This window comes from Saccharophagus degradans 2-40, from assembly GCF_000013665.1.
In the GTDB taxonomy this organism is placed as follows: Bacteria; Pseudomonadota; Gammaproteobacteria; order Pseudomonadales; family Cellvibrionaceae; genus Saccharophagus; species Saccharophagus degradans.
The window spans coordinates 4,750,294-4,775,571 of sequence record NC_007912.1; the positions used below are offsets into that span (position 1 = coordinate 4,750,294).

Below are 25,278 nucleotides of genomic sequence, written 5' to 3' on the forward strand. Positions count from 1 at the left end.
GGGTGTTTAACAATTAATTACAGCTTAGCTTCAAGTTGCTTTTCAATTTCGGCTGGGGAAATATGACGCACATCCATGCCGTGCACTAAATAAATTACGTGCTCGGCAATATTGCGCGCGTGATCGCCAATACGCTCAAGTGCGCGCAGTGCCCACATAACATTCATTACCCGCGAAATAGAACGCGGGTCTTCCATCATGTAGGTAATCAGTTCGCGCATAGAGCTTTTGTATTCGCGATCTATGTCTTTATCGTCGCGGACTACTTTCATGGCGGCGTAAACATCAAAACGGGCAAACGCGTCTAATGAGGTATTTACCAATTTAAGTACGTTACTCGCCAAGTGGCGCAATTCAACATAACCGCGCGGCGATTCGCCTTCATCATTCAAGGCTATGGCCATTTTAGCTATTTTATTGGCTTCATCGCCCATGCGCTCAAGGTCGCGCGTAGCTTTGGCTACCATAAGCACTAAACGCAAATCTGACGCGGCAGGTTGACGGCGAGCGAGAATAAGCGTGCAAGCTTCATCCAACTCAACCTCTCTGCGATCCACTTCGTCTTCGGTTTTTAATACTTTCTCTGCCAAGCCGCCATCTGCATTTTCGATCGCGTTCACGGCGTCGGCTACTTGATCTTCTACTACGCCACCCATCTCTAACAACTGGGTACGCAACTTTTCTAGATCGGCGTTGTACTGCTGGGAAATATGTTGATCGAGCTGTAACTTATCCATAGGTATGGCCTTAAATATGCGCGAAACTCTTAACCGAAACGGCCTGTAATATACGCTTCGGTTAGTTCGTGATCTGGGTTGGTAAATACTTTTTCTGTATCGTTAACTTCTACTAAGCGCCCCATATGGAAATAAGCTGTGCGGTGTGAAACACGCGCGGCTTGCTGCATGGAGTGAGTAACGATAGCAATAGTAAAATTCTCGCTTAGCTCAGCAATTAACTCTTCTATTTTAGCTGTTGCAATAGGGTCTAGCGCGGAACAAGGCTCATCCATAAGAATAACTTCTGGGCTTACCGCAATGGTACGTGCAATACATAAACGCTGTTGCTGACCGCCGGACAAGCCCGTTCCTGGCGCGTGAAGACGGTCTTTAACCTCATTCCACAAGCCCGCTTTTTTCAAGCTGGTTTCTACTATTTCGTCTAAGTCTGAGCGACGACTAGCAAGGCCGTGAATCTTGGGGCCGTAGGCCACATTTTCGTAAATAGACTTTGGAAACGGGTTGGGCTTTTGGAACACCATGCCCACACGTGCACGCAATGGCACTACGTCGAGTTGCTTATCGTAAATGTCCATGCCATCCAAAGTGATGCTACCCGAAACACGGCAGATATCGATGGTGTCGTTCATGCGATTTAAGCAGCGCAAAAAGGTAGACTTACCGCAGCCCGAAGGCCCAATCATTGCGATAACTTGGTTTTTGGCTATATCCAAATCTACGTTAAATACGGCCTGCTTCTCGCCGTAGAACACATCTACACCGCGAATACCAAATTTGGCGTTTTCCGTAAGGGGCACCCCCACGGTTTTGGTAATTTTTTCTACGCCGCGCGCTATTTGTTTATCTTGCATTATGGGCTTCTCTATTTCTGCCGTTTCTACTCTTTCCAGTGTATCTAGTGCTGTCATGATAGCAAACCTCTTTTTACCAGCGACGCTCTAAGCGCGTGCGCAGCCAAATGGCCAAAGTGTTCATGGTGATAAGGAAGGCCAGCAACACCATAATAGCGGCCGATGTACGTTCTACGAAAGCGCGCTCTGGGCTGTCTGCCCACAGGAAGATTTGTACAGGTAGCACGCTCGACGGGTCGGTAATACCTGCTGGGATATCCACAATAAACGCCACCATACCAATCATTAGTAGCGGTGCCGTTTCACCTAATGCTTGCGCCAAACCAATAATTGCGCCGGTGAGCATACCCGGCATAGCCAGCGGTAATACATGGTGGATAATCATCTGCATTTTGGAAGCGCCCATGCCTAGTGACGCTTCGCGAATGGACGGTGGAACCGCTTTAATGGCTGCGCGACTCGAAATAATAATGGTTGGCAGAGTCATTAAAGTAAGCACCAAACCACCTACCAAAGGCACCGAGCGCGGCATTTCCATAAAGTTTAGAAATATTGCCAAGCCCAGCAAACCAAAAATAACCGACGGCACAGCAGCCAAGTTATTGATATTTACTTCGATAAAGTCGGTAAATTTATTGCGCCCTGCGTACTCTTCCAAATACACCGCTGCCGCCACACCGATAGGAAAAGATAGCGACAGGGTTACCAGCAGTGTAAACAAGCTACCCATTAGCGCGCCTAAAATACCTGCTAACTCCGGCTCGGATGAGTCGCCCGATGTAAACAATATGGTATTAAATTTACGCTTCAACTGACCGAATTCCACCCAAGAGGTTACCCACTCTAGTTGCTTCTCGCTTAACCTGCCCACAAATGGCTCTGCGTCGGAAAGGCTTTTGTAATAAGTATCCAAATCATCATCGGCCAGCACCCACAGAGTTTGAGTTTGGCCAATTACACCGGGGTCAGCTTCAATAATATTTTGAACTTGATAGCTGGCACCAATACTAATAAGGCTATACAACGCGCGCTTATCGTTACGCGTTTTAACACCGTCGAATCGCTTAAGCAGCGCCTTGCGAATTACCGCATTGTAGTCGCCTACAGCAAGCTGCTGAGGGTCGGTTGCATCATAAATACCTAAAGTATCTGCATCTAAATGCACTTCTAATTGCACATAGGTTTGCGTGAATGCACCGCTACCTTTGCTGATAATTTCGGTAAACAGTATGAGCAATGCCAATATGCCTACGCCTACAGACGCGATACCAAACGCTTTAAAACGGCGCTCTGCCGCGTAGCGTTTTTTTAGGCTGCGCTCAACTTTTTGAGCGGGCGTTAAGGTGTTTTCGGGTTGTTTTTTCATTAGTCGTACTGCTCCCGATATTTTTTCACAACGTGCAAGGCCACATAGTTAAGCACCAAAGTAACAACAAATAGCATTAAGCCCAAAGCAAATGCAGCCAGTGTTTTGGGGCTGTCAAATTCCTGATCGCCCACTAGCAACGTAACTATTTGCACCGTAACGGTGGTAACAGAATCGAGCGGGTTCGCAGTTAAGTTTGCCGCCATCCCAGCTGCCATCACAACAATCATGGTTTCACCAATTGCGCGCGAAGCCGCCAACAGCACACCACCAACAATCCCTGGCAGTGCAGCGGGAATAACCACCTGTTTAACCACTTCCGACTTGGTTGCCCCAAGCCCAAGTGCACCGTCGCGCAGCGATTGCGGCACTGCGTTAATCACGTCGTCAGACAAAGAGGAAATAAAAGGAATAATCATCACGCCCATCACCAAGCCTGCCGCTAGGGCACTTTCTGATGTGACCGTGACGTAATTGTCTAAGCCTATGCTGTAAGCCAAATCTCGAATAAACGGCGCAACCGTCAAAGCGGCGAAAAAGCCGTAAACCACCGTGGGAATACCGGCAAGAATTTCGAGCAGTGGCTTTAAAAAGCCGCGCAATTTACGCGGTGCATATTCTGCCAAATATATTGCCGACATAAGCCCAGTAGGCACGGCAACAATTAAAGCAATAAAGGCAATAAGTAACGTACCCAAGAATAAGGGCACAGCACCGAAGCTGCCGTCGCTGGCCACTTGGTCTTTGCGAATGGCCGTTTGTGGGCTCCACTCTGCGCCAAACAAAAATTCAGTAATAGGTACGGCGTGGAAGAAGCGCAACGATTCAAACAAAACCGACAGCACAATACCGAGAGTGGTAAGAATGGCTAAACACGCGCAGCCCAACAGAGCGTAGCGAAATGCAGTTTCTACCTGATTGCGCGCTTTTAACTGTGGATGGATACGCATCCACACTAGCGCACCGCCAATTACCATGGCGAGCATAACTAGGATGCTCTTTAACCACACGCTAATCGATTCCATTTCAGTTATGTGGTGGGCCGCCGCTAGCACGTAATCGGGAGCCTCGCCTATAAATTGGCCATCCACTACCGAATAAACTTGGTTTAGCACCAAGCCTCGCTCAGCTTCACCTAGCTGCCGAATCTCTTCTGGCATTTGCTGGGTGGCAACAAACTGAATAATTTGATCGTCAAAAATACTCCAGCTACCTAACAGTACAATCGCGGGCACTGCCGCCCACAATGCTGTGAGCATGCCGTAATAAAACGGCAGTGAATTGAGTGCGCGAGCACCGCCTGTATCGGAGGTGAGCGCTAGTGAGCGCCCCCGGCCAAGTGTATAGGCTGCAACAAACATGACAGCCATAAATATAAGTAGTACTGAAGTATCCATAAGCGTCGGATTAATTAATACCTAGATAAAGAAAACCCAGCTACAGTGTGCTGGGTATTCTATGCAGTTTTAAGACAGTGCAGATTTTATAGTGTGTTGACTACAGTGTCATGCACCGCCCGCTGCTATATAACCTTAAAGACTTTGCAAAGGCTCTAAGTTTTTAACACGCTTGGCAATTTTAGCGCGCTCTTCAGCACTTAATGGAATCATGCCTTTTTCTGTTAAGTAACCTTCGTCACCCCAAGCGCGCTCGGAAGTGAATTCAGCTAGGTACTCTTCAATACCCTGAATAACACCAACGTGTGCCTTCTTAACGTAGAAGTACAATGGGCGAGATACGGCATAGCTGCCATCAGCGATGGTTTCAAAAGTAGGTTCTGCACCATCAATTTTGCTTGCTTGTACTTTATCTGCGTTTTGATCCAAGAAGCTAAAGCCGAAGATACCAAGCGCATTAGGGTTAGAAGCTAACTTCTGTACGATTAGGTTGTCGTTTTCGCCAGCTTCAATGAAGTGGCCATCTTCACGGATTACGTGGCAAATAGCTTTGTACTTGTTTTTGTCAGACTTTTTAAGATCGGCTATCCAACCAAACTTCTTACAGCCGCCTTCCATTGCCAATTCAACAAATGCGTCGCGAGTACCAGATGTTGGCGGTGGGCCCAACACTTCAATTTTAGACTTAGGCAAACTTGGGTTAACGTCAGACCACATGGTGTATGGGTTGTCGATTAACGTAGCAGAGCCATCTGGATTTGGGATTTTCTTCGCCAACGCCAAGAAAATATCCTTTGCACTTAAGCTCAAACGCTTAGCTTCGATGGCGTTAGCCAATACAATACCGTCGTAACCAATAAGTACTTCAACTACTTCTTTAACGCCGTTCTCTTTACACATGTCTAATTCAGACTGCTTGATGCGACGCGAAGCATTAGACATATCAGGGAAGGCTACGCCTACTCCGCCACAAAACGCTTTAAAGCCACCGCCAGTACCGGTAGATTCAACCGTTGGCGAACGGTAGTCAGTAGCTTTACCAAAACGCTCGGCAACGACTTTAGAGAATGGAAACACGGTGGATGAACCCACAATGCTTATAGAATCGCGCGCAGCCATGGCTGAAGTAGACGCCAATGCACCAGCTGTTAACAAAGCGCCAATAAGAATACGTTTCACAGTAACCTCCCGGTCAATAAATAGAATACTTGCCTAAGCTGGCGGCGCACAAATTTGTGGGCGCCAGTTGATAGCTGGCATATTAGGATGGTTGTGTGACAGATATGTTACAGTTTTATAAAAATATAAACCGCTGCGCGACAATGCCAAATTACAGCCATAAAGAGCGAGCAGCCACTCCGCTTGTACCCCTTTGGTAGCACGGCTCTGGCGTAATTAACCGCTAAATCGTGCATAAACATTAAGTTTTGATTGCAGCTGCTGTACTAATTCGCAACCACTTCGCAATAAATTAGTGCAAAACAGGGCGTTTTTTCGGCTATTAATGCCATCTGCGCCGAATAACGGCTTGGCGTTAGCTACCGAGCTTTAATCGCGTTTATAATCTGCGCTAATAATAACTTACCAAGTGTTCAAACATTGTCATGCCTTCCTTAAACAGCTCTAGCCCGCCTTGGCTTTTCCGCTTCGTTCAATCAATAGTTACTGCAATAAATGCACTAAATGCGCTTTTAGGCCTTTGCGCGGCATGGTTGAGTGTAATGCTCGTTGTGCTTATGTCTTACATTGTTATTAGCCGCGCCTTGTTCGATACTGGCTCGCTTGCGCTGCAAGAAAGCATTACATACGGCCACGCCGCGCTGTTTATGCTGTGCATGGGCTACACCATTATTTTGCGGGGGCACGTACGTGTAGATGTATTCTACCGGCGCTTTTCACCGCTAAATAAAGCTTGGGTGGATGCACTGGGGGGCTTATTACTGCTGTTGCCGTTCGCACTATTTATGACATATGTCAGCTGGGACTTTGTAGTGCGCGCTTGGCAAATTCGCGAGGCCTCTAGCGACCCCGGCGGTTTAACCATTGTGTATTGCCTTAAAACGCTTATGCCAGTAACAGGCATTTTACTCGCCCTACAGGCGCTAAGCGAAGTGCTAAGAAACCTACTTAAAATTACCTATATTTACGAAGATAGCGCCGATAACGAGGAAGATAGCCCATGTTAGAGTATCTTCCGTTAATCATGTTCGGCGTAGTATGCGCCGTGCTGATGCTGGGCTACCCAGTTGCATTCACCCTTGCGGGCGTATCGTTAATATTTGCCGGCATCGGCATTTACGCCGGAATATTTGAGCTACAGGAGATGCTCGCCTACACCGAGCGCGCCTACGGCATAATGACCAACACATCACTTATAGCCGTGCCCATGTTTATTTTTATGGGGGTAATGCTAGAGCGCTCTAAAATTGCCGAGGCACTGCTGCACAACCTCGCTCACGCCTGCGGCCGCGCACCTGCGGGCCTGGCCATTTCGGTAGTGCTGGTAGGCACGCTTATGGCTGCCAGCACCGGCATAGTAGGCGCCACGGTTGTTACCATGGGGCTTATGTCGCTACCCACCATGTTAAAGCGCGGTTACGACCCCGCATTAGCCTGCGGCACCATTTGTGCAACTGGCACTTTAGGGCAAATTATTCCCCCTTCTATTGCACTGGTATTACTGGGCGACGTGCTATCGAGCGCGTATCAACAAGCGCAGCTTAATTTAGGGGTATTTAACGCTACACCTATTTCAGTTGGAGATTTGTTTATTGGCGCCATGGTGCCCGGCATTGTGCTGGTACTACTCTATTTGCTGTACTTGGCGTGGATAGGTGTATTTAAACCTGAGCTCGCACCGCCCAACCCAGATGACACGCCGCCGCCGGCTAGCGAGCTAATTAAAAGTATTGTGCCCCCCATTTTGCTCATGGTTTTAGTGCTGGGTTCTATTATTACCGGCCAAGCCACACCAACCGAAGCCTCTGGCGTTGGCGCACTAGCGGCCACACTACTTGCCGTTGCACGCAGGCAATTTAGCTTAAAAGCCTTGGCATCGGTTGTGCGGTCCACCGCCAAGGTGACCACCATGGTATTCGCCATTTTGCTGGGCTCGGCTTTATTTTCTTTAGTGTTTAGAGATTTAGGCGGCGAACAATTAATACACGGGTTTTTCCACGATTTGCCCGGCGGCACCTTTATGGCGGTGCTTATTGTAATGCTGGTCATTTTTTTGCTTGGTTTTATTCTAGACTTTATAGAAATAACGTTTGTTGTGGTGCCAATTATTGCACCCACACTGCTTATGATGGGCGTAGACCCCATATGGCTAGGCATAATGATTGCCATAAACCTACAAACGTCATTTTTAACACCGCCTTTTGGCTTTGCATTATTTTATTTACGCGGTGTAGCGCCCCAAACAGTTGCAACCTCTGCAATATATAAGGGCGTTATTCCGTTTATTATTTTACAAGTACTGTTAATGGTATGCTTGGCGCTTTGGCCCAGCTTGGCAACATGGTTGCCCAATCTATTACGCTAACAGGTTAACAATTTAAATTAGCTTGCCGAAAACGAATAATCGTCACTACGGCAAGCTAAAGGGGAAAGATATGTCCAGTTCAGATTTAGACGAAGAACCCACCCCAACAGGTGAACTCGTTTTACAAACCCTCGCCCTACCCAAAGACACCAACTCCAATGGCGATGTATTTGGCGGCTGGCTTATGTCGCAAATGGATTTAGCTGGCGCCATCGCTGCACGCGAACTGGCCAAAGGCCGCGTAACCACTGTCGCCGTAGGTGCCATGCACTTTTTGCGCCCCGTACCTGTCGGCGCAACGGTAAGTTGTTATTGCGAAATTTTAGAGGTGGGTCGCTCATCCATAAAAGCGTTAATCGAAGTGTGGGTAAAACATTACAGCTTCGAAGAGCAACAAAAAGTCACCGACGGTGAGTTTGTTTATGTGTCTATTGATAATGCAGGGCGTACTCGGCCGGTTTATATGGATAGGTAAGGGATAGGGAACAGATTACAGGCTATGCGAGCTTAGTTCGCTTTGTTTGCATAGTGCTTTTATACCCTATATAAACATTTGGCTCTTTTTGGGGTAGCTTGGGGTATGTAATTAGATTGTCACCGAGCACTTTTTTAAGTTTTTTCTGAGCTATTCATTTATTTTTTGCTGAACTAATACCAAACCATCCAGTCTAATATTGCGCTTGAACGCACACTTCTTAGCTTTAAAGGAATTGGCAGTATGAAAGTATTTTTGGTGTTAACAGGGTTAATGTTTATAAGCGCCTGCAGCAATAACCTCTACTACAATCCCAAATACATTAAAGACGGTAAATATGGCGGCTATGCAGACGATTTAAACAAGTGCGAAGAGCGCGCGCGCATTGTTTACCCAGACGACCCAAATGCCACAGATTATTGCATGCAGCAGAAAGGATGGATTCCCACATCTAACGTTGAGTTATCGCTTTAATATTTCTAAATATTAAATTTTAAACATAAAAAAAGGGCAACCCCATAAGGCTTGCCCTTTTTTAAAAGCGAGATCGAGGCTTAGATAGCGACGATGTTCTCAGCTTGTGGACCTTTTTGGCCTTGAGTTACAGTGAACTCAACTTGTTGGCCTTCAGCTAAGGTTTTGAAACCCGAGCTAGCAATTGCACTGAAGTGTGCAAAAACGTCTGGTCCAGATTTCTGCTCGATAAAGCCGAAACCTTTAGATTCGTTAAACCATTTAACTGTACCAGTAGTTGTATTAGACATAATAATATCCTGAATTTTAAATATAAGTTTGCCTTCAAAAGGCTTGAATAGCGCGAAAATAGGCTGAAATTTAAAAACTACAGGACGAGGATTACGAATAAAACAGCGAAATGGAGTATAAACAAGAGGCTTTCTTTCTAGCTGAAGCCATAGTATAGAGCTGTTGAGCTAATGTACAGCTTTATTTTCATACATTAGTTCAACTACCAGCATACGTATCTGGTTACTTACTACTGTTTTTTACTAAATGGTATTTCCGTTGCAGCTTGGCTCTCGCTTGGCGATAGTAAGTAAACTTAACTGAGCAGTAGCAACATGGAAGAACAGAAAGGCGTAAAAAGCTTCTTTGTTAAAGCTTAACTCTGTTATATCGCGATACCGTCTTACTTCCACAACGACTGTATCCTCAAAAAGCCAAGGCGCATAATAAACAGTGAACGCAATACTAGTAAACACAATAAAAAGAAGTGCATAGTGTTTAATTGGCTTAACAATATCCCCGAGTATTACTGCAATAGCATATGCAAAGCTACTAGCTATATATAAGCCAACAAAATTGTAATACAGCATCCCAAACGAAAACGCCATCACGCCAAACAATAGGTAAAATTCTAATACCTTAGGCGAACCAACCACTGCGTGATTTTTAGGGCTAGTATAACCATAACGTTTATAGTTCATGTTTTCCCTCTTGCGCTACGCTAATATTGTTAAAGGTACTTCTGAATAAAAAAGCCCGATGGCGGCTTCGCCTTATCGGGCCTACAATTTAATACCAGCAAGACTCTTCTTTAGTTTTGTTTTTTACCGTCTATTGCGTCCTGCATTTTTTGGCTGTAACTACTTTTTTCTATTGTCCAGGTTTTACCACCATCGCTCGAACCGCGAATGGCTTCCCACCCCCACTGGCCGTTAGAAATCATAATTAAGTCACCTTTTTCAGTAAGGTAAATTGATTCAGCCAATACAGAGTCATCTAATATTTTTTGCCAGCCTTCTTTTTCCCACGGTGTTTTACTTGCATAAATACCACCATCTCTAAATACACCACCTTTTTCCAAAACAGTACCGTCGGCTAACATTAACGGCGCTGAAGCTTTAACTTTATAAGGCGAATAGGTTTGCACCCAACTCTCCCCACAATTTGTTGTGTAGTAGGTATTGGCAAATACACCGGCAAAACCGCCACTCTTACCGGCCAACACGCCAATAGAATCGTTGGCGCCGCCCGTTAACCCTATTAAGCGCTGATCGTTTGGTATGGGGTATTGTGTCCACGCTTGTGAGACGTAATCAAAACAATGTACCGAGCTGGTTTCTGTAGAGGCAAAACCTAAACCATTAGAACGCGGCCAAACCCAAGCATATGTTTCGCCGCTCCACGCGCTCCACGCTACCGATGCTTCTATTAAAGCAGTCCAATCACCCGACTCTAAATCGTCAGAATAATAGACGGCCAATGTTGGTGGCTTATCATCGGCACTGCGCGCCTCTTGACGCACACCCAAGTACCAGCGCTTTGTTTGTTTATCTTGATCAATAAATAAAATAGTACCGTTAACAAGGTTACCTGTATCTATTTCTATAAATTCAAATTCTTTGTTTATTTTGAATAGTTTTGCGCTCTCGGCACCAACAATAAATCGCACATTGTCATCTGGGTGAAGTGCTATAGAGCGAATAGGCAAAAAGTCTGGTGCTTGTACAACTGTTTTCCAAAAGCCCTTTGGTGTTCTAACATGCATGGTGCCCATGCGGCTCGCACCAGCAACATAACCGGCCTCTAAATCGGTTATCGCGTTCATGCCTATCGGATAAATCGTTGCAAAGCCCTCGGCGATATCAATGTCTTTGCGCGGCTCTAGCCAACCGGAATCCACTGTGTAGGTTTCTATGGCTGTCCACTCTGGCAAGTATTTTTTAATAAGCTCTGCGTTATCTAAATACTGCTTGCTTCGCCCAATACCAGCATTAAGGTTTATAGCTGTAAGCACTACGCGCCCTAAATCGGATATTTGATTTGGCTTTACTACAATATTGCCAACGATAGAGGTATTAAAATTTCTTAGCGAGTACGACACAGTACCCGGCGCACCCACAGGTGCTTGCAGTGCGACTAACTTATATTCCCCCGCTGGTAGGTTACCCGCAAGAAAACTAGTATCGCGATTAATGTTTTTAATGTCGTTCAAATAGTATTGCGTGGGGGTAGCTTTTTTAGCACCGCTTGCATAATTAGGCGGTAATACCTGCTCTAACGTTATTTTGCTTACATAATTTAGCTGAGCAGAATTAGACGTTATGGATACAACAACGGCGCCCTCACCGGGCTTAAAGGGGTGCTTTACGGGGTTATTGGTTTCTGTTGGCAGTACAACTGCACAGGCTTGGGTTAGCACAATTAGGGTAACGACTAGCAATCGTTTTAATATTATAGTTTTCATTGTCATCTCTCATATTATTATAATTAAACTGTGAGCTTTGCTATTCGCTCGCAGCCTTCACACTTCACCTCTTTTCAAAATAAGCTTCCTCGCTAATTTCGTGGTATTTACGCACCTTGGTTAAATAGTCGCTATAGGATGCATATACCTTTGCGAATTGTTTATCATCCGCGGCCAACTCAGCAAACACCTCTTCAGACAGTGTTTTTAAACTGGCAATTACGTCATCGGGGTAGGGCCGTACATCTACATTATGTTTTTCTACTAGCTCTGCCAACGCGGCATTGTTGCGCGCTGTGTATTCGTCGAGCATATCTTGGTTTACCGCGCGGGCGGCAACCTCTATTATTTTTTGTAAATCTTCAGGCAGGCTGTTGTAGGCGTCTTTGTTAACTATAATTTCTAATGTGGGGCCAGGTTCGTGCCAGCCTGGGTAGTAGTAGTATTTTGCAATTTGATGAAAACCAAATGCGAGATCGTTGTAGGGGCCAACCCATTCGGTTGCGTCTATTACACCCGATTGCAGCGAAGTATACAGCTCACCGCCAGGGATATTCACTGCCGTACCGCCAGCGCGGCTAAACACTTCGCCGCCCAACCCAGGGATGCGCATTTTTAAACCCTGTAAATCGTTTATAGAGTTTATTTCTTTATTAAACCAGCCGCCCATTTGCACACCGGTATTACCCGCCGCAAAAGGAATTAAATTAAACGGTGCATAGGTTTCGCGCCACAATTCTAAACCGCCACCGTAGTGCAGCCAGCCGTTTAGCTCTTGCGCGTTCATACCAAAAGGAACAGAAGTAAAAAAGACAGCGGCGGGGATTTTACCTTTCCAATAGTAGGCAGCACTGTGCCCCATTTGCACACTACCCGAAGACACAGCCCCAAACACGCCCAGCGCCGGTACAATTTCGTTAGCGCCATGCACGCTCACCGTTAAACGACCGTTACTCATGGTGTTAACCATTTTGGCAAAATTTTCTGGCGCCAAGCCCAAGCCGGGGAAATTTTTAGGCCAAGTGGTTACCATTTTCCATTCGTAGTGCTGCTGTTGCACCACATCACCCACCAACTGCTGCTTATGGGGCGCCTTGCACTTTTGCACTACCAAGGCAGTAGCCAATACTCCAATTATAGCAACCGCCGCAAGCAATGCCGCGGGCAACCAAGCCGGTGAATATCTCGTTTCCATTTCCATTCTCTTTAATTATTTTTTTACTTTTTTGAGTTTGCAATTAGCCACTCAACGTTAGCGATTAAATAGCTTCCAGCTTCGCATACTGTAGCACCAACCATTTGGTGCCTTCGGTACTAAAGTTTACCTGCACTCGCGCGCTGGGACCCTGACCCTCAAACTGCAAGATTACTCCGTCGCCAAATATTGGGTGGTACACACTTTGGCCTAGGCTAAAACCTTCTGTAGAGGTTGTGCCGGTTAACAATGGGGATGTGGAGTAACTACTGGGGCGTGTAACGGTAGTGTTAATACGCACTTCTTCAACAAGCTGCTTAGGAATTTCCCTTACAAAACGCGATATAGCATTAAAATTTTCGTTGCCATACATGCGGCGGCTTTCTGCATAGGTAAGCACCAGCTTTTTCATAGCGCGGGTAATGCCTACATAAGCCAGTCGACGCTCCTCTTCTAAGCCACCGGCATCTTCCATACTCATTTTATGGGGGAAGAGGTTTTCTTCCATGCCCACCAAGAAGACCAGCGGGAATTCCAAACCCTTTGCGCTGTGCAGAGTCATCATTTGCACCGCATCTTCGTACTCATCGGCTTGTTGATCGCCGGCATCTAGCGCAGCGCGATCTAAAAATTCTGCCAGCGGAGATATCTCGTCGTCTTCGGCATTAAATGCGCCGCAGGCCACAACTAATTCGTTCAAGTTTTCTAGTCGCGCCTGACCGCGCTCACCTTTTTCTTTTGCGTGAAAATCTTTTAAGCCAGATTCATTAATAATAATATCCATTTGATCTGGCAAGCGCGCCGCAGCAATACTGGCTTCTAACAGCTTTAACAATTCGTCGAACGCTTTTAATGCATTTGTTGCGCGAGCGGTAAATACACCATTGCGAATAGCGCCCAACATGGCTTCGTACATGCTAAAGCCTTGCTCGCGCGCCATTAGGCGAAGAGTATCCACCGTTTTGCTGCCTATACCGCGCGTTGGCGTGTTAATAACCCGCTCAAAGGCGGCATCGTCTTGGCGGTTTAAAATGAGTCGACCATAGGCCAGGGCATTTTTAATTTCTAGGCGCTCGTAGAATCGCTGACCACCGTATATGCGGTACGCCATGCCTTCGCGAATAAACGCTTCTTCTAGCACCCGCGATTGAGCATTCGAGCGATACAGCACAGCAACGTCTTCGCGAGCGCCGCCATCTTTCACCCATTCAGAAATGCGCTCGACGATATAACGCGCTTCATCTTGCTCATTAAATGCAGAATATAAATCGATAAGCTCGCCATCGGCGCCCGATGTCCACAGTTTTTTACCCAGTCGCTGCGAGTTATTGGTAATAACCGCGTTGGCGGCTTCCAATATGGTGCCCGTAGAACGGTAGTTTTGCTCTAAGCGAATGGTGTTTACGTTTTTAAAATCTACTTCAAACTGCTGAATATTTTCTATTTTGGCACCGCGCCAACCGTAAATAGATTGGTCGTCGTCACCTACCGCCGTAATACAGCCCTCTGGCCCTGCCAGCACCCGCAACCAGGCATACTGTACCGAGTTGGTATCTTGAAATTCGTCCACCAGCAAGGCGCGAAAACGGTTTTGGTAGTGTTTAAGCAACGTGGGATTTTTTAACCACAACTCGTGGGATCGCAATAGCAGCTCGGCGAAATCCACCACACCAGCACGCGCGCAGGCTTCTTCGTAGGCGGCGTATACCTGCTTCATGGTGGCAAGGAACGGGTCGTGCCCCTCTTGAATATATTGCGGCCGAATACCTTCGTCTTTTTGACCGTTAATAAACCACTGGGCTTGCTTGAACGGGAAGCGACTGTCGTCAATTTGCAGCTCTTGATAAACGCGCTTAACTACGCGCAGTTGATCGTCGCTATCCAATATTTGGAAGTTTTGTGGCAAACCGGCTTCTTGCCAGTGGGCCTTTAATAAGCGGTGAGCAATACCGTGGAAGGTACCTACCCACATACTGCGCACGCCACTAGGGCCTAAGCGCTCACCCATAATCTCATCTAGGCGCGAACGCATTTCGCGCGCGGCCTTATTGGTAAAGGTTACCGCCATAATCTGGTGGGGCGAAAGGCCTTCCACCTGAATATGCCAGGCGATACGGTGCACCAGCACTCGCGTTTTACCGCTGCCAGCCCCCGCAAGCACAAGAATATTACCCAGCGGGGCGGATACCGCTTCGCGCTGGGGCTCATTTAAACCGTCAAGTAAGTAAGATACGTCCATGGCCGGCATTGTACCTTATTCGCCCAAGCTGGCGAGAGGAAACATGTATAAATAGACAGCAATTTCAATTAATCCCTACTAATCTCAGCCCAAGATTGGGGCAATACAGCTTAGGCACCCACTTTCCACTCACCGAATAAAGTTAAAATTGCGGCTTTCGGGCTTTATTTAACTTGAAGAGATAGCTAGGATGGGCCACCCAACTTTAGGTTTACGCGCTGGAACAGGCTCCATTTAATACCGTTATGCTAAAACGCCTTACCTACATACTGCTCGCCCTGTTTGCCCTGCAAACAACAATGGCTATGGCAGACGCCCATCAGTGGCACCAGCTAGGTAACGCGCTAGAGGCCGACAAGCACCTTAGTGATAATTCTCTACACACCGTAAACCTTAAAGGCGCCAGCCAAGCTAGCGACTCTGGTACATCGGACTGTCACAACTGCGATCATCACTGCTGCCACGGCGCTCACGGCACGCCCTTTGTTGGTCGCGAGCTAGTATTAGTTATAAGCTCACCCACAATACAAATTCCGCAGCACGCTACTGCCGCCCCCATTAATCGCAGCACCAGCCTTTACCGCCCTCCCATTCTTTAGTTTTCGCACCCCAAAACCGCCTTTTAATTGGCGCGTACGCAATTAGCGCTACAAATAACGCTACAAACTTTTGTTAAAACTAAACTGCAGGATAACTCCATGCACTTAATACGCTATTTATTGGTGTTTGCCGCCACCTTGTGCGCGGTAACTTTTGGCACCGCACACGCTCAAACGCTAACCTTGCCTCAGGCAATAGAAAAAACGCTTAGCCACAACCCGCAGCTGCGCGGCTTTGAATTTAAACATAAGGCGCTAACCGCGCAGCGTAAGCAAGCACAACTAAAACCACAATTTACTTTGGCGCTAGAAGCCGAGAATTTTGCCGGCAGCGGCGAAATTGCCGGTACGGATTCGGCAGAGATTACATTGGCGCTGTCATCGGCAATTGAACTTGGCGACAAGCAAAACGCCCGCATTACCGTTGTCGATGCGCAACAACAATTAGCCTTAGCGCAACAACAAATTGAAACCCTAGACGTACTTGGCAATCTTTCGCGCGATTTTATAAATGCACTGGCACTTCAAGAACAAGTAAGCCTTGCAAACTATTCTGTACAACTCGCACAAACAACTCTCACTAGTGTAACCAAGCGTGCAGAATTGGGCGCTGCACCAGAAGCCGATGTACTGCGTGCAAAAGCGGCGCTTAGCCAAACTAAGCTGCAAGCGCAAACACTGAAAACCGAATTAACAATACGCTTTACTCAACTCGCTAAAAACTGGGGCGAACCTGCAGCTAGCTTTAACAGAGTACAAGGTGAACTCTATACCTTTGCACCCGCGCAAACCTGGCAAAACTTGCTTGCTAGTATTGAGCAAGGCCCCGCAATTGCGCAGCTAACCAGCGAGCAGCGTATTGCCAAGGCCCAGTATCAATTAATAAGTAGCCAAGCGAGTAGTGACATCGAATGGCAGCTAGGCGTTCGGTCTTTTGCATCAACCGGCGACACGGGTTTAGTCGCCGCGGTGAGCATGCCGCTTGGCAGTAGCAAGCGAAATCGTCATTCAATGAATGCCCAGCAAGCCAAACAAGATGAGCTTGTCTATCAACAACAACATCAAAAACTGCAACTGCAGGAAGTGTTATTTAAAGCCTACCACCTGCGCAACAACGCAATTAACGCTGCACATACACTACAACAAAACATACTGCCCAACTTGCAACAGGCGCTGGCGCTTACTCAGCAAGCCTACGAGAGTGGACGCTACAGTTACCGCGATTGGTTAGCCGCACAGCAGGATTTACTTGAAGCAAATCACCAACTCATTCAAACCGCCGCAGATGCACACAATCAACAAACAATGATTGAACAGCTAACTGGGCAAGCGCTGCCAAAGCACTAAATAATTACGGATTAACAACTATGAAAAACTACAACAAGACGTTTTTAATACTTTCTATGCACGCATTGCTCTATACCGGTATTACAAATACTGCCCATGCCGAGCAAGCAGGCCACAACCACCAAACAGAAGACGTAAAACATCATTCTCACCATGAGCACGAACACGAATCGTTAGAGCAATATTATTCGCAACAACATAACGATAAACACGACCACGCCGATACTCACGAGCACGCACACAAGCAAGATTCACATAACGAGCACGATGATCATAAAGATCACGAAGATGAGCATCATCACGACGACGAACACCACCACGATGAAAGCTCTACTATTCCCGCCGCACTAGCAAAACAGGTAGGCATTAAAACCAGCAGCGCAGGGCCTGTAACTTTACACCACCAAACCATCAGCTACGGCACGTTAACAACCGCACCGGAGCAACTTAGCCATGTACGCGCTAGGTTTGCCGGCGTAATTTATTCGGTTAAAGCCAATATTGGCGATTATGTACAACAAGGGGATGTGCTTGCTGAAATAGAATCGAACGAAAGCCTTAAACGTTATGCCATACTCGCCCCCATCAGCGGAACGATTATTCAACGCCACGCGAACGCAGGCGAAATGACAGGTGAACAAGAGCTATTTTCTATTGCACGGTACGACACACTGTGGGCAGAACTAAAAGTATTCCCCGCGCAAAAACAAAAAATTAAAGCAGGGCAAGAAGTGCATATTGTTTTAGCAAACACCACCATTGCAGCCACTATTAACCACTTGGTACCGGCAGGTGATAATAAACCCTATGTATTAGCGCGCGCAGAAGTAAGTAACACCCATGGCGACTTATCGCCCGGCGTGCTAGTAGAAGGCCGCATAACCACAGAAACACACACGGTGAACTTAGCCGTAGCCAATGAAGCCATTCAAACCCTGCCGGACGGCACCGGCGTATTTGTGCAGCAAGGCGATAGTTACACCTTTAAACCTCTACAACTTGGCAAAACCGATGGCCGCTTCACCGAAGTGCTAGCCGGTTTGCACGCAGACGAACATTACGTTTCGCAAAACAGTTTTTTGATAAAAGCCGATATTTTAAAAGCCGGCGCCGAGCACGTTCACTAACCCTATTGCGATAAGTAGAGATGAGCCCATTATGATTGATGCCATTTTACGCCTCGCTATAGAGCGGCGAGTGCTTATATTAAGTTTTATTATTGTAATTGTTAGCGCCGGCTTATGGAGCTACCAAAAATTGCCTATCGATGCCGTACCCGATATAACCAATGTGCAGGTTCAAATAAATACCGAAGCGCTTGGGTACTCCCCAATTGAAACCGAGCAGCGTATTACCTACCCCATAGAAAACGCATTGGCGGGTATACCTAAGCTAACTTATACACGCTCTCTATCGCGCTATGGCCTATCGCAGGTAACCGCTGTATTTGAAGACGGCACAGATATTTATTTTGCACGCAACTTAATTAACCAACGTTTAAGTGCGTTAAGTAATAGCCTACCTGCAAACATAGAGCCTCAGCTAGGACCAATTTCTACCGGCCTCGGCGAAGTATTTATGTACACAGTACAGGCCGAGCCCAACGCCACACTTGCCAACGGTAACCCCATAGACGCAATGGCATTAAGAGAAATTCAAGACTGGATTATTAAACCGCAATTAACACGGGTAAAAGGTGTAGTAGAAGTAAACAGTATTGGTGGTTACAACAAGCAATACCATATTACCCCACAGCCTCAAAAGTTATTGCAATTTGGCATTAGCCTGCAACAACTTGCCACAGCACTAGAAAACAACAACCTAAACACAGGTGCAGGTTACATTGAAACTAACGGCCAACAGCTTTTGGTGCGCTCGCAAGGTCAACTGGAATCACTAGACCACATTAAACAGGTTATTGTTCATCAAGTAGATGGTGCCCCAATACGTGTAACAGACATTGCCGAGGTTGCCATTGGCAAAGAATTACGCACTGGCGCTGCCACTCAAAACGGCAAGGAAACTGTTTTAGGCACTGCCATGATGCTAATAGGCGAAAACTCCCGCACAGTTGCGCGCGATGTTGCCGCCGAGTTACAAAATATTCAGCTATCGCTACCTCAGGGTGTTTACACCGAAGCGGTATATACCCGCACCACGCTGGTAGATAAAGCAATAAATACAGTTACCAAAAACTTACTAGAAGGCGCACTACTGGTAATTGCGGTTTTATTTTTTCTATTGGGGAATATTCGTGCCGCGCTTATTACTGCGGCCGTTATCCCGCTCACTATGCTCGCCACTATTACTGGTATGGTACAAGCCGGCGTATCCGCAAACCTAATGAGTTTGGGCGCGTTAGACTTTGGGTTAATAGTGGATGGTGCCGTTATTATTGTAGAGAACGCAGTACGGCGTTTATCGCTGCACTACAAGCAACACCCACAACAGCTGCCGCTACGCGAAAGGTTAGAGCTTGTCTATCATGCAACTAACGAAGTTATTCGGCCCAGCCTATTTGGCGTAGCCATTATTACTGTTGTGTATATTCCTATATTTTCACTTACCGGTGTTGAGGGAAAAATGTTTCACCCTATGGCCGCAACAGTAGTTATCGCCCTGCTTGCCGCTATGATTTTTTCTCTTACTCTTGTGCCAGCAGCAGTAGCACTTTGCTTGCGCAAACCGGTGTCAGAAAAAGAAAGTGTCGTTATTACTCAAAGTAAAAAAATCTACCAACCGCTGCTTAAACGCGCGATAAAAGCGCCCAAGATTGTTTGCGCATCGGCAACATTACTTGTTACGTTTTGCATATGGCTAGCCACCACACTGGGCACAGAATTTGTGCCAAGGCTAGATGAAGGCGATATTGCCCTGCACGCTATGCGTATACCTGGTACCGGTGTAGACCAAGCCGTAGCCATGCAAGAAGTACTGGAAGCAAAAATAAAAACATTTGCCGAGGTGGATAAAGTATTTGCAAGGCTGGGTACTGCAGAAGTTGCCAATGACCCGATGCCACCTAACGTTGCAGATAATTTTATTATATTAAAACCACGCGACCAATGGCCCAACCCGAGCAAAGCGCGACAACAACTCTTTGCCGAAATAGAACAAGCGGTAAAAACTTTACCGGGTAACAATTATGAGTTTACCCAACCAATTGAAATGCGCTTTAACGAGCTTATTTCTGGTGTGCGCGCAGACTTAGGCGTAAAAATATTTGGCGACGATTTAGATGTGTTACTCGATCAGGCCAATAAAGTACTCGCCGTACTACAAACCTTAGATGGCGTAGCCGACGCCCGAGTAGAACAAATTGAGGGCTTACCTACACTTACATTACTACCTAAGCGCAAGCAATTAGGGCGCTATGGCTTAACAGTAATGGATGTACAGAATTATGTTGCCGTAGCAATTGGCGGTAAACATGCTGGCATATTGTATCAAGGCGATCGCCGGTTCGAGCTTATTGTGCGCTTACCAGAGAACCTGCGCACCAATATACACGGCCTTCAAGCGCTGCCGGTTCCGCTGGCCACAGGCATAGGCGATTACGTACCATTAGGTGAAATAGCCGATATTAAAATGCTCGACGCCCCCAACCAAATTAGCCGCGAAAATGGCAAGCGCCGCGTAGTAGTAACAGCCAATGTACGCGGTCGCGACCTAGGGAGTTTTGTAAACGAAGCGCGCCAAACCTTAAATGCCAACGTTCCGCTGCCCTCTGGCTATTGGCGTGATTACGGCGGCACCTTCGAAAAAATGCAATCTGCCAGCAAGCGTTTAAGTATTGTGGTACCGGCAACACTTGCGCTTATTCTTATAATCCTAACAATTGCATTTGCGTCGTTAAAAGATGCGCTAATTATTTTTACCGGCGTACCACTAGCGTTAACCGGTGGCGTACTGGCTCTGTGGCTGCGCGATATGCCGCTATCTATTTCTGCTGGCGTGGGTTTTATTGCTCTCTCTGGTATTGCCGTGCTCAATGGCTTAGTTATGTTAAGTTTTATTCGCGACCTGTGGCATAGAGATAACAATCTATACCAAGCCGTTACCCAAGGCGCCCTTACTCGCTTACGCCCAGTGTTAATGACCGCACTCGTTGCAGGCTTAGGCTTTGTGCCCATGGCATTAAACATTGGCACCGGCGCAGAAGTACAAAGACCCTTAGCCACAGTAGTAATAGGCGGAATTATTTCATCTACGCTGTTAACCTTGTTTGTATTGCCGAGTTTATATTACTGGGTTAGAGCTAGAGAGAGATTCTAGGGACAGGAGACAGGAGACCGCTATTTTTGAGTGCCCACGGGGAGTGTCAAAATCTTTGTGGGCTTTTGCTTATTTTTCAGAATGGACTTAAAAGTATTCATAATTTTTAAGTCCATTCTGAAATTAGACTTTGTATTAGCTGCTTATCTCTCCAGATAGAAAAAATATAGGCCAAATAGTCTTCATCCGCATCCATTTCTGGCTCAACAGGCTCAAAACTTGGAATACCTGCCCACCAAGATTTATATTCGATAGAAAAGGAATTCTGTTTATTACCTACTTCAAAGTAAGTCTTTTTACTCTCCAATCGATGAAAATATTTAACCTCCACATCGTTGCAAGCCAAACTCCATTTATCCAACCCTATTTGAAGAAAAAGGCTTCCCCCAGTGCAAAATAGAACTACCCATTGCCCCTTGACGCAACAACAATTCCCCGCAGGCTTTCCTTTAAAACCGACCACATTGTCGATCATCCCCGTAAAACTATTAAGCTCAACTAGCTCACTACCAGAATAGGGTTTAGATAAGATAATGCGATGGGGGTTAAAACTAGATTTCACGTTTTATATCACAGCCAAATTTGAGTAGACTATATCTTAAGAGCGTTAAATCAACGCTTTCCACTCGCCGGATTCCATCCACTTAAGTATTCCCCCGTCGAAAAGAATTTCATCTTCGAACTCTACCGACTGCTCTCTAAAAGTTTTCGTTCCCAAGAACTTCCAATAGCAACGAGATCTATTAATTAACTTATACCCAGATGGAATAGTTAATCTACAAATGCTTAGCATTTCACCATCAACATCTTCATCTGCAGTAATCATTGCCCCTGCATGTAGCCCACCCTCTGCAGGTGGGCGAACAAAATCGCTTAACGCCCGAGGGAACCACTCAAGGAATGTAAAAGTAACATCAGTTTGCGCGCAGATATAAAATGGGGTGCCGTCTTTTAGGGTATGGTCAGACACTTCAAGAATGGAAAGAAAGCCGTTGTTTTTCACAAACATAATGCTCGAGTCTTCATCCTTATTAAAATTTGCTAGTACTTCACATCCGACCGGCAGATCTCTATGGTTAGAAATTTTAGTGATGGGCTCATTTAGTTCATATTTCGGTTTTCTTTTCCACATATATTAACCTATTGCCATTATCTTAATGGCACCATTATCTTTTAGCTTTTGAAGATCAATTTTTTTCTTTCGAAATTTAATGTTTCTACCACGCCGTATTTTTTATCAGATTGTTCACTCTTATTTTTAGTTAATCCATTACCTTCATAATATTGATTATTCCCAATTGTTTTGTGCATACCTAGCCTATTTGTCAATACATCTATCGAATCCGAATCAACTCCGCTACGCTCCAAATAGGCTGAAAATTCATTCTCAGAAGGCTTCCACTTATTTTTAAACGCGCCCTCTTGAAGAGCAGCAGAAAATAGCTCGTTATATTTTTTCTGATATTCTGCATTCATTGTTAAATCAGTAAAGCTCTTAGAAAACTCCTTTGGCAGTTCCCTATTGGCGAATTCGCTGACATTCTCGAATGTTGCTGATACGCTTGCTACGCCGGTAATTGGGGCGGCTTTTTCAGTGTCGACAACGACCATCATATAGTCGGCGTCTTTTTTATGTTGCCCCTGCATGTAACCCACCCTCTACAGGTGGGCGAACAAAATCGCTTAACGCCCGAGGGAACCACTCAAGGAATGTAAAAGTAACATCAGTTTGCGCGCAGATATAAAATGGGGTGCCGTCTTTTAGGGTATGGTCAGACACTTCAAGAATAGAAAGAAAGCCGTTATTTTTAACAAAGTATATTCTTGCGGCTTTGGAATCACTATATCTATTAAAAACACTCATCACACTTCAACTGGTTGGCAATCGTTTATATGAATCTATTTTTACAGCGCATTCATGTGATTTGCATTTCGGTTTATTCACCCCCATACCGAAAATCTCAATCCACCTCTATCAATGTACTTAGCAGTCCAACAATGGATTTATCCTTGCCATAGCTATTAGCAACCAATTGATTTATTAATCATTTCTCCAGCTGCCAGCCTTCATCCAATCTAGCATCCCTGCGTTAAACAGGACATAATCCGTGAAGCGTACACGCTGATCTTCAAAAGTTATCTCTGGGTTATACCTCCAATGGCACCTTGACCTATTTATAACACCGTATCCAGACGGTGATTGGATTCTATAAATACTTAACATTTCACCATCAACATTCTCATCGGCAGTAATCATTGCTCCCGCATGAAGCCCCCCATCAGCTGGAGGCTTCATGAACTCAACTAGTGCTTCTGGAAACCATGAAAGAAATTGAAACGTTACATCCGTTTGAACATTAACGCTAAGTGGCTGCCCACTAGCCAAAATACTTTCTGAGACATATAAAATAGACAACAAACCATTATTGTCTATAAAAATTATCCTATCTTCATCTGTATCTTCGGACAAATTAAATACTTTAAGAACTCGGCACCCCGGGGGCAGATCGGTATATGAAACGATCCTAGAAGGGGGAGTATTAAGGTCATATAACGGCTTTTTTTTCCACATATTCTTACCCTAGCGCCACAATTTTTATTGCCTTGTTTTCTAACATTGTTTGTAGGCCAACTTTGTTTCTTTCAAAGTTTAGTGTTTCTACTACACCGTATTTATTTCCACTAACAGCCCCTGTATTTAGGGTTAATCCATTGCCCTCGTAATGCTGATTTGCCCCTACGATGGTTTGCAGGTTCTTTCGAGCCTTAAGTAACTGTATTTCACTTTCATTAGCACCACGAGACAATAAATACTCTTCAAACTTATCTTCGTCTGGCGTCGATTCATTTTTAAAAACTTTATCTTCAACCGCTTTAGAATATTCAGATCGATAACGCATTTGGAATTCGTCATTCATAATTTCGTCAGTTAACTCTTTAGGAAATTCCTTTGGCAGTTCCCTATTGGCGAATTCGCTGACATTTTCAAATGTTGCAGATACGCTTGCTACGCCGGTAATCGGGGCGGCTTTTTCTGTGTCGACAACAACCATCATATAGTTGGCATCTTTTTTATAATCTAAACCTAAAATACCGGAGATAACAGATAACAGATAACAGATAACAGATAACAGATAACAAGAAGGATTGATATTTCAGAAGGAATTTACTAGCTATCAAATAATTTTATATCACATACCATTAGAAGAATAAAAATAAAATATGTTAAATTTAACTTAAGACCAAATTTCGACAAGAATCCGCTGCAACTCATCATCGCTACAAACGGAAAAAACATAGCCCATACAACCTTCAACTTCGTCGGCCACCAAATCTCATTCATATCGACCTGTTTAAAGAATCAATCTTCTTTGAGAGAAAAATAAAGCTACACACATACCCTTAGAAAATCACAATTACTTACGGGTGTGGAATTACTACCTATTTCAGATTAAATTAATTCTGTAAAACCATTAAATTCAACTAGCTTCCCGCAATCGGATGGTTTAGATAAAATCATCCCCTACCTTTAAGGTCTTTAAATACCTGTCAGCATATCCTCCACATGCAGCCCGCCTTCTACAAATGGAGGAAAACGATCAAGTTATTCATCAATCGAATATTTATAACAGCAATATCTCAAGAAGACTTAAATCAACGCTTTCCACTCACCAGATTCCATCCACTTAAGCATCCCTCCGTCGAAAAGCACATCATCTTCAAACTCAACCGACTGCTCCATAAAAGTGTTTGATTCCAAAAAACCCCAGTTACAACGCGAACGATTCATTACTTCATAGCCGGATGGAATAGATATACGAACGATACACAACATTTCGCCTTCAACATCTTCATCTTGAGTAATCATTGCCCCTGCATGTAGCCCACCCTCTGCGGGGGGGCGAACAAAGTCGTTTAATGCACGAGGGAACCAATCAAGAAATTTAAACGTGACATCCGTTTGCGCGCAGATATAGACTGGAGTGCCATCTTTTTTTATGCGGTCAGTCATATCTAGTATAGAAAGAAACCCGTTATTTTT

25 protein-coding genes are annotated in these 25,278 nt (G+C 45.5%); 8 read left to right on the forward strand and 17 right to left on the reverse strand.

Translation table 11 applies throughout. The features are described 5' to 3' along the window. Nucleotides 1-17: 17 nt before the first annotated feature. The 5 genes from phoU to SDE_RS19615 all read right to left on the reverse strand — a co-directional run bounded on the left by phoU (nucleotide 18) and on the right by SDE_RS19615 (nucleotide 5,473). Nucleotides 18-737, reverse strand: coding sequence for a phosphate signaling complex protein PhoU (phoU, locus tag SDE_RS19595; RefSeq protein WP_011470221.1), 720 nt, complete (start codon nucleotides 735-737; stop codon nucleotides 18-20). Nucleotides 738-766: 29 nt separating this feature from the next. Continuing rightward, nucleotides 767-1,591 carry a phosphate ABC transporter ATP-binding protein PstB gene (pstB, locus tag SDE_RS19600; protein ID WP_049762822.1) on the reverse strand — a complete coding sequence of 275 codons (825 nt, stop codon included), beginning with the start codon at nucleotides 1,589-1,591 and terminating at the stop codon, nucleotides 767-769. Nucleotides 1,592-1,664: 73 nt separating this feature from the next. Beyond that, nucleotides 1,665-2,957 (reverse strand): phosphate ABC transporter permease PstA, encoded by a 1,293-nt coding sequence (gene pstA, locus SDE_RS19605; RefSeq protein ID WP_011470223.1) that lies wholly within the window; start codon nucleotides 2,955-2,957, stop codon nucleotides 1,665-1,667. Beyond that, nucleotides 2,957-4,354 (reverse strand): phosphate ABC transporter permease subunit PstC, encoded by a 1,398-nt coding sequence (gene pstC, locus SDE_RS19610; protein WP_011470224.1) that lies wholly within the window; start codon nucleotides 4,352-4,354, stop codon nucleotides 2,957-2,959. The genes pstA and pstC overlap by 1 nt, the downstream gene beginning before the upstream one ends. A gap of 135 nt (nucleotides 4,355-4,489) precedes the next feature. After that, nucleotides 4,490-5,473 carry a PstS family phosphate ABC transporter substrate-binding protein gene (locus SDE_RS19615; RefSeq protein ID WP_085978739.1) on the reverse strand — a complete coding sequence of 328 codons (984 nt, stop codon included), beginning with the start codon at nucleotides 5,471-5,473 and terminating at the stop codon, nucleotides 4,490-4,492. Between the two features lie 485 nt (nucleotides 5,474-5,958). Here SDE_RS19615 and SDE_RS19620 point away from each other — a divergent pair, with 485 nt between their 5' ends. From SDE_RS19620 to SDE_RS19635, 4 genes are all read left to right on the forward strand, one after another. Beyond that, complete coding sequence (locus SDE_RS19620) at nucleotides 5,959-6,540, forward strand: TRAP transporter small permease subunit (RefSeq protein WP_011470226.1); 582 nt, start codon at nucleotides 5,959-5,961, stop codon at nucleotides 6,538-6,540. After that, nucleotides 6,534-7,898, forward strand: coding sequence for a TRAP transporter large permease (locus SDE_RS19625; RefSeq protein WP_011470227.1), 1,365 nt, complete (start codon nucleotides 6,534-6,536; stop codon nucleotides 7,896-7,898). The genes SDE_RS19620 and SDE_RS19625 overlap by 7 nt, the downstream gene beginning before the upstream one ends. 70 nt (nucleotides 7,899-7,968) lie before the next feature. Then, nucleotides 7,969-8,373, forward strand: coding sequence for an acyl-CoA thioesterase (locus SDE_RS19630; RefSeq protein WP_011470228.1), 405 nt, complete (start codon nucleotides 7,969-7,971; stop codon nucleotides 8,371-8,373). Nucleotides 8,374-8,616: 243 nt separating this feature from the next. Continuing rightward, nucleotides 8,617-8,847, forward strand: coding sequence for a hypothetical protein (locus SDE_RS19635; RefSeq protein WP_011470229.1), 231 nt, complete (start codon nucleotides 8,617-8,619; stop codon nucleotides 8,845-8,847). Nucleotides 8,848-8,927: 80 nt separating this feature from the next. Here SDE_RS19635 and SDE_RS19640 read toward each other — a convergent pair whose 3' ends face one another. The 5 genes from SDE_RS19640 to uvrD all read right to left on the reverse strand — a co-directional run bounded on the left by SDE_RS19640 (nucleotide 8,928) and on the right by uvrD (nucleotide 15,015). Then, nucleotides 8,928-9,137: a cold-shock protein gene (locus SDE_RS19640; protein WP_011470230.1), complete on the reverse strand. Its 210-nt coding sequence runs from the start codon at nucleotides 9,135-9,137 to the stop codon at nucleotides 8,928-8,930. Nucleotides 9,138-9,380: 243 nt separating this feature from the next. Beyond that, nucleotides 9,381-9,818 carry a hypothetical protein gene (locus SDE_RS19645; protein WP_011470231.1) on the reverse strand — a complete coding sequence of 146 codons (438 nt, stop codon included), beginning with the start codon at nucleotides 9,816-9,818 and terminating at the stop codon, nucleotides 9,381-9,383. Between the two features lie 110 nt (nucleotides 9,819-9,928). Next, nucleotides 9,929-11,581, reverse strand: a complete 1,653-nt coding sequence (locus SDE_RS19650; protein WP_143710928.1) for a hypothetical protein — start codon at nucleotides 11,579-11,581, stop codon at nucleotides 9,929-9,931. A 64-nt stretch (nucleotides 11,582-11,645) separates the two neighbouring features. Then, on the reverse strand, nucleotides 11,646-12,782 hold the full coding sequence (locus SDE_RS19655; RefSeq protein ID WP_011470233.1) for a TRAP transporter substrate-binding protein: 1,137 nt from the start codon (nucleotides 12,780-12,782) through the stop codon (nucleotides 11,646-11,648). Nucleotides 12,783-12,840: 58 nt separating this feature from the next. Continuing rightward, the gene (gene uvrD / locus SDE_RS19660) at nucleotides 12,841-15,015 is read right to left on the reverse strand and encodes a DNA helicase II (RefSeq protein WP_011470234.1); all 2,175 of its coding nucleotides are present in this window, start codon (nucleotides 15,013-15,015) and stop codon (nucleotides 12,841-12,843) included. A 245-nt stretch (nucleotides 15,016-15,260) separates the two neighbouring features. Here uvrD and SDE_RS21645 point away from each other — a divergent pair, with 245 nt between their 5' ends. The 4 genes from SDE_RS21645 to SDE_RS19680 all read left to right on the forward strand — a co-directional run bounded on the left by SDE_RS21645 (nucleotide 15,261) and on the right by SDE_RS19680 (nucleotide 21,236). Further along, on the forward strand, nucleotides 15,261-15,614 hold the full coding sequence (locus tag SDE_RS21645; protein WP_011470235.1) for a hypothetical protein: 354 nt from the start codon (nucleotides 15,261-15,263) through the stop codon (nucleotides 15,612-15,614). A gap of 99 nt (nucleotides 15,615-15,713) precedes the next feature. Next, the gene (locus SDE_RS19670; RefSeq protein ID WP_011470236.1) at nucleotides 15,714-16,961 is read left to right on the forward strand and encodes a TolC family protein; all 1,248 of its coding nucleotides are present in this window, start codon (nucleotides 15,714-15,716) and stop codon (nucleotides 16,959-16,961) included. 20 nt (nucleotides 16,962-16,981) lie between these two features. Beyond that, entirely contained in the window at nucleotides 16,982-18,088 is a 1,107-nt protein-coding gene (locus tag SDE_RS19675) for an efflux RND transporter periplasmic adaptor subunit (RefSeq protein WP_011470237.1), read from the forward strand. A 31-nt stretch (nucleotides 18,089-18,119) separates the two neighbouring features. After that, nucleotides 18,120-21,236, forward strand: a complete 3,117-nt coding sequence (locus tag SDE_RS19680; protein WP_011470238.1) for an efflux RND transporter permease subunit — start codon at nucleotides 18,120-18,122, stop codon at nucleotides 21,234-21,236. A gap of 106 nt (nucleotides 21,237-21,342) precedes the next feature. Here the strand turns inward: SDE_RS19680 and SDE_RS19685 are convergent, their stop codons facing one another. The 7 genes from SDE_RS19685 to SDE_RS19715 all read right to left on the reverse strand — a co-directional run bounded on the left by SDE_RS19685 (nucleotide 21,343) and on the right by SDE_RS19715 (nucleotide 25,248). After that, nucleotides 21,343-21,798, reverse strand: a complete 456-nt coding sequence (locus SDE_RS19685; RefSeq protein WP_143710929.1) for a hypothetical protein — start codon at nucleotides 21,796-21,798, stop codon at nucleotides 21,343-21,345. Nucleotides 21,799-21,843: 45 nt separating this feature from the next. Continuing rightward, nucleotides 21,844-22,245: a hypothetical protein gene (locus tag SDE_RS19690; RefSeq protein WP_226986452.1), complete on the reverse strand. Its 402-nt coding sequence runs from the start codon at nucleotides 22,243-22,245 to the stop codon at nucleotides 21,844-21,846. Between the two features lie 164 nt (nucleotides 22,246-22,409). Further along, nucleotides 22,410-22,883: a hypothetical protein gene (locus SDE_RS19695; RefSeq protein ID WP_049762724.1), complete on the reverse strand. Its 474-nt coding sequence runs from the start codon at nucleotides 22,881-22,883 to the stop codon at nucleotides 22,410-22,412. Then, entirely contained in the window at nucleotides 22,867-23,100 is a 234-nt protein-coding gene (locus SDE_RS19700; protein ID WP_049762726.1) for a hypothetical protein, read from the reverse strand. The genes SDE_RS19695 and SDE_RS19700 overlap by 17 nt, the downstream gene beginning before the upstream one ends. 177 nt (nucleotides 23,101-23,277) lie before the next feature. Then, entirely contained in the window at nucleotides 23,278-23,808 is a 531-nt protein-coding gene (locus SDE_RS19705) for a hypothetical protein (protein WP_011470242.1), read from the reverse strand. A 4-nt stretch (nucleotides 23,809-23,812) separates the two neighbouring features. Further along, complete coding sequence (locus SDE_RS19710; RefSeq protein WP_011470243.1) at nucleotides 23,813-24,292, reverse strand: hypothetical protein; 480 nt, start codon at nucleotides 24,290-24,292, stop codon at nucleotides 23,813-23,815. Between the two features lie 593 nt (nucleotides 24,293-24,885). Beyond that, nucleotides 24,886-25,248, reverse strand: coding sequence for a hypothetical protein (locus SDE_RS19715; protein ID WP_226986453.1), 363 nt, complete (start codon nucleotides 25,246-25,248; stop codon nucleotides 24,886-24,888). Nucleotides 25,249-25,278 lie beyond the last annotated feature (30 nt).

Excerpts from the sequence above, each read along its gene's own strand:
- SDE_RS19705 (WP_011470242.1), bottom strand. The coding sequence starts at position 23,808 with ATGTGGAAAAAAAAGCCGTTATATGACCTTAATACTCCCCCTTCTAGG.
- SDE_RS19670 (WP_011470236.1), top strand. The coding sequence starts at position 15,714 with ATGCACTTAATACGCTATTTATTGGTGTTTGCCGCCACCTTGTGCGCG.
- SDE_RS19715 (WP_226986453.1), bottom strand. The coding sequence starts at position 25,248 with ATGACTGACCGCATAAAAAAAGATGGCACTCCAGTCTATATCTGCGCG.
- SDE_RS19655 (WP_011470233.1), bottom strand. The coding sequence starts at position 12,782 with ATGGAAATGGAAACGAGATATTCACCGGCTTGGTTGCCCGCGGCATTG.
- uvrD (WP_011470234.1), bottom strand. The coding sequence starts at position 15,015 with ATGGACGTATCTTACTTACTTGACGGTTTAAATGAGCCCCAGCGCGAA.
- SDE_RS19615 (WP_085978739.1), bottom strand. The coding sequence starts at position 5,473 with ATGGCTGCGCGCGATTCTATAAGCATTGTGGGTTCATCCACCGTGTTT.
- SDE_RS19680 (WP_011470238.1), top strand. The coding sequence starts at position 18,120 with ATGATTGATGCCATTTTACGCCTCGCTATAGAGCGGCGAGTGCTTATA.
- SDE_RS19630 (WP_011470228.1), top strand. The coding sequence starts at position 7,969 with ATGTCCAGTTCAGATTTAGACGAAGAACCCACCCCAACAGGTGAACTC.
- pstC (WP_011470224.1), bottom strand. The coding sequence starts at position 4,354 with ATGGATACTTCAGTACTACTTATATTTATGGCTGTCATGTTTGTTGCA.
- SDE_RS21645 (WP_011470235.1), top strand. The coding sequence starts at position 15,261 with ATGCTAAAACGCCTTACCTACATACTGCTCGCCCTGTTTGCCCTGCAA.
- SDE_RS19620 (WP_011470226.1), top strand. The coding sequence starts at position 5,959 with ATGCCTTCCTTAAACAGCTCTAGCCCGCCTTGGCTTTTCCGCTTCGTT.
- pstB (WP_049762822.1), bottom strand. The coding sequence starts at position 1,591 with ATGCAAGATAAACAAATAGCGCGCGGCGTAGAAAAAATTACCAAAACC.
- pstA (WP_011470223.1), bottom strand. The coding sequence starts at position 2,957 with ATGAAAAAACAACCCGAAAACACCTTAACGCCCGCTCAAAAAGTTGAG.
- SDE_RS19700 (WP_049762726.1), bottom strand. The coding sequence starts at position 23,100 with ATGAGTGTTTTTAATAGATATAGTGATTCCAAAGCCGCAAGAATATAC.
- SDE_RS19640 (WP_011470230.1), bottom strand. The coding sequence starts at position 9,137 with ATGTCTAATACAACTACTGGTACAGTTAAATGGTTTAACGAATCTAAA.
- SDE_RS19695 (WP_049762724.1), bottom strand. The coding sequence starts at position 22,883 with ATGCAGGGGCAACATAAAAAAGACGCCGACTATATGATGGTCGTTGTC.
- SDE_RS19625 (WP_011470227.1), top strand. The coding sequence starts at position 6,534 with ATGTTAGAGTATCTTCCGTTAATCATGTTCGGCGTAGTATGCGCCGTG.
- SDE_RS19645 (WP_011470231.1), bottom strand. The coding sequence starts at position 9,818 with ATGAACTATAAACGTTATGGTTATACTAGCCCTAAAAATCACGCAGTG.
- SDE_RS19675 (WP_011470237.1), top strand. The coding sequence starts at position 16,982 with ATGAAAAACTACAACAAGACGTTTTTAATACTTTCTATGCACGCATTG.
- SDE_RS19690 (WP_226986452.1), bottom strand. The coding sequence starts at position 22,245 with ATGTTTGTGAAAAACAACGGCTTTCTTTCCATTCTTGAAGTGTCTGAC.
- SDE_RS19710 (WP_011470243.1), bottom strand. The coding sequence starts at position 24,292 with ATGATGGTTGTTGTCGACACAGAAAAAGCCGCCCCGATTACCGGCGTA.
- phoU (WP_011470221.1), bottom strand. The coding sequence starts at position 737 with ATGGATAAGTTACAGCTCGATCAACATATTTCCCAGCAGTACAACGCC.
- SDE_RS19650 (WP_143710928.1), bottom strand. The coding sequence starts at position 11,581 with ATGAAAACTATAATATTAAAACGATTGCTAGTCGTTACCCTAATTGTG.
- SDE_RS19635 (WP_011470229.1), top strand. The coding sequence starts at position 8,617 with ATGAAAGTATTTTTGGTGTTAACAGGGTTAATGTTTATAAGCGCCTGC.